Below are 3,164 nucleotides of genomic sequence, written 5' to 3'. Positions count from 1 at the left end.
TTCTCCAGGATCGAACTGCCTTACCCCGGAGGAGTTCTACCGGCAACTGCTGCGGCTGGTCTACCGCTTTTTGTTTCTCTTAGTCTCGGAGGAGCGGGGGCTAATTAGCGCCAGCCCCCTCTACCGGGATCACTACGGCGTGAGTCGGCTGCGGCGACTTTTGGAGCGGCGCAGCGCTTTTACGGAGCATGAGGATCTCTGGTGCAGCCTGCGGGTGCTCTGGCGAGTGCTTTCCCAGGAGGAGCTGGCAGAGCATCTAGGGGCTGCACCTCTCAACGGCGAGTTGTTTGCCCCTTTGGAGCTGGATGGGTGCAGCCTGAGCAACCGGGATCTGCTGCAGGCCTTCTGGCACCTGGCCTACTACCAAGAGAACGCGACCTCGCCGCCGCGCCGGGTCAACTACGCCGCTTTGGACGTAGAGGAGCTGGGATCCGTCTACGAAAGCCTGCTCGACTACCGGCCCCAGATTGACACCTCAGGCAGTGTGCCCTGCTTTGACTTAGGCTACGGCTCTGAGCGCAGAAGTACCGGCTCCTACTACACCCCGCCGGAGCTGGTGGCAGAACTTGTCCGCTCGGCCCTGGAGCCAGTGCTGCAGGAGCGGCTGAAGTCTGCAGCCGGCCGTGAGGAAAAGGAACGGGCCATCCTATCGCTGCGGGTTCTGGATCCCGCCTGTGGCTCTGGGCATTTTCTCTTGGCGGCTGCCCGACATCTGGGCAAGGAGCTGGCCAAGGTTCGCACCGGCGAAGAGGAGCCCGCCCCCGAGACTGTGCGCGAGGCCATCCGCGACGTGGTGGCCCACTGCCTCTACGGCGTGGACAAAAACCCCTTGGCGGTGGAACTCTGCCGCGTGGCCCTCTGGCTGGAGGCCCATTGCGCCGGCAAACCGCTTACCTTCCTCGATCACCGCATCAAGTGTGGCGACTCGCTGGTGGGGGTGCTGGATCTAAAGGTTCTGGAAAAGGGCCTTCCTGATGCTGCTTTCGAGCCGGTAAGTGCCGACTCCAGGGAGGCTGCCCGCTCTCTGAAGGGGCGAAATCGCGCCGAGCGCAGGGATTTGGAAACAGGCCAGCTTTCTCTGCCGCTTGAGGCCGACCAGGTGGTGGCCCAGCTCAGCCAGGAGCGGCAGCAGCTCGAAGCTATCCAGGACGACTCGCCAGCCAATGTACGCCGCAAGCAGGAGCTCTACACCCGCTACTGTCAAAACCCAGAACACCAGAAACTGACAGAAGCCTGCAACCTTTGGACGGCGGCCTTTTTCCAGCGCTTGACCTCGGACTTCTCGGCGGCCATTACCACGAAAGCGGTCAGCGAGCGGCTGGAAAATCGAGCCAACTCCCGCGCTCTGGCCACCGCCGTAGCTCTGGCTTGCGAACAGCGCTTCTTCCACTGGCCACTGGAGTTCCCGGAGGTGTTTCACCTTCCCCCCTCGCCCGGAGAAGGGGGCTGGGGAGGTGAGGGCGGCTTCGATGTTATCCTCGGCAACCCACCCTGGGAAATGATCCAGCTAGAGGAGCAGGAATTCTTCGCTAGCCGCGACACTGTGATAGCTGAGGCACCCAACGCTGACGCTCGCAGGCGGCTCATCGCAGCACTCGCCGACACCAACCCCACCCTCTGGCAAGACTATCAGCGCGCCTTGCACGCCGCCGAAAGCACCAGCCGCTTCCTGCGTGGCAGTGGGCTATATCCCCATACCGGTCGTGGGCGCATCAACACCTACTCTGTGTTTGCCGAGCGCGTCCGCGCCCTGCTCAACCCTCGCGGGCGGGCCGGCATCATCGTGCCAACCGGCATCGCCACCGACGCCACCAACCAATTCTTCTTCGCCGACCTGGTGGAAAAGGGGCAACTGGTCAGCCTGTTTGATTTTGAAAACCGCGAAGCTATCTTCTCTGGCGTGCATCGCAGTTACAAGTTCTGCCTGCTCACCATCCGCAGGAGAAGCACGTCAGAGAGCACCCCTACCTTCAGCTTCTTTACAACTCGCACCGAACACCTGCGCGACCCACGCCGTGTATTCACCCTAACCGCCGACGACATTGCCCGTATCAATCCCAACACCCGCACTCTGCCCGTCTTCCGCACCCGTCAGGATGCCGAGCTGACAAAGGCTATCTACCAGCGCGTGCCGGTGCTAGTGAATGAAAACTCTCCCCCCTCTCCCACAAGGGGAGAGGGGCCAGGGGTGAGGGCAACCCCTGGGGCGTTCAGTTTAAGCAAGGACTTTTCAACATGTCTTCCGACTCCCACCTCTTCCGCACCCGCACGGAGCTGGAGGCGAAGGGGTATCGGCTGGTGGGGAATGTGTTTGTGCCCTCACCCCCTAACCCTCTCTCCCACGTGGCGGGCGAGGGGGGATGGCCCTCATCCCCGGATTCCTTCTCCCACCCAGCAGGAGAAGGGGAGTACAAATTGCCTGAAGCCAGCCGGGAACTGATTGCCAGAGCACGGCAGTTACGCCGCGAGGCGACTACCGCCGAAGGCTTGCTATGGGAATTTTTGCGTGACCGTCGGCTGTTAGGCCGGAAGTTCCGTCGTCAACACCCGATTGGACAATTCATCGCCGACTTTTTCTGTGACGACGCCCGTCTAATCATCGAGATAGATGGGGGCGTGCACCGCGAACCCACTCAGCAGGAACGCGACCGTTTGCGGGAGGAAATCCTGCGCAAACATGGCTTTGCCGTTCTGCGCTTTACCAATGACCAGGTATTGGACCAGACGGAACAAGTCCTCCGAGAAATTGCCGACTATGTCGCTACTCATTCCTACGAGCACCCATCCCCTCACCCCCCAACCCCTTTCTCCCAGAGTCTTGGGAGAAGTAGCCCTCACCCCCCAACCCCCTCTCCCGAAGCTTCGGGAGAGGGGGATCAAGGGGGAGAGGGACTCTACCTCCCCCTCTACGAAGCCAAAATGCTCTGGCACTACGACCACCGCTACGGCACGTATGAGGGAGTGGATTCGCGTTCTAGCACCCAACTACCTACCCCTGACGCAGCACAGCACGCCGACCCGCACTTCGTCGTCCAGCCCTGGTACTGGGTGCCGGCAGAAGAAGTTGAAGCTCGGCTGGGCAATTGGCGGCGGGGGTGGTTGCTGGGGTTTCGCAATGTGGCGCGTTCAACTGACGAGCGCACTGCGATCTTTGGTTTGTTGCC

Annotated in this window: 2 protein-coding genes; both read left to right on the top strand. The window is 61.5% G+C overall.

Annotated features, from left to right (window positions below):
* Nucleotides 1-2,440 (top strand): Eco57I restriction-modification methylase domain-containing protein (locus tag NW857_RS07445; RefSeq protein WP_414368509.1); only part of this gene is annotated, 2,440 nt, incomplete at its 5' end.
* A partial coding sequence (locus NW857_RS07440; protein ID WP_414368506.1) for an endonuclease domain-containing protein occupies nucleotides 2,416-3,164 on the top strand: 749 nt, incomplete at its 3' end. The genes NW857_RS07445 and NW857_RS07440, both read left to right, overlap by 25 nt.

The organism is Synechococcus sp. H55.9 (genome assembly GCF_047462355.1).
GTDB lineage: Bacteria > Cyanobacteriota > Cyanobacteriia > Thermostichales > Thermostichaceae > Thermostichus.
Note: the sequence above shows the minus strand (reverse complement) of the source record. Positions and strands in the feature narration are given on the sequence as shown.